This window comes from Pseudoalteromonas aurantia, from assembly GCF_005886875.1.
Lineage (GTDB): Bacteria > Pseudomonadota > Gammaproteobacteria > Enterobacterales > Alteromonadaceae > Pseudoalteromonas > Pseudoalteromonas aurantia_A.
Window position 1 is genome coordinate 1 of the sequence record NZ_PNBY01000236.1, and the last position, 328, is coordinate 328.

Sequence of the window (328 nt, forward strand, 5' to 3'; positions counted from 1 at the left end):
AAGCCAATTAACATGATTAAGGCCAGCTGGCTGTATATGTTCAGAGTTTCTCCTGCCAGTAACAGTCCGGCCAGTGCGCCTGCCAGCCCTAATGGCACCGTCAGCATGACCACCAGTGGGTGCACAAAGCTTTCGAACTGTGCTGCCAGCACCAGATAAACAATCAACATGGCCAGACCAAAGATCATCAGGATGGAGCTTTGATTGGATCGATAGTCGAGTGACTCTCCTTTGTAGTCCACGGTGGCTTCCTGGGGCAGGTTATCAACCACTAACTGATCAAGGTAATCCAGAGCTTCGCCAATGGAGTAACCCTCCTGCAGACTGG

1 protein-coding gene is annotated in these 328 nt (G+C 51.2%); it reads right to left on the reverse strand.

Features of this window, described 5'->3' with window-relative positions; translation table 11 throughout:
• On the reverse strand, positions 1-328 hold a 328-nt coding region (locus CWC18_RS20810; protein ID WP_138676053.1), incomplete at both ends, for an efflux RND transporter permease subunit.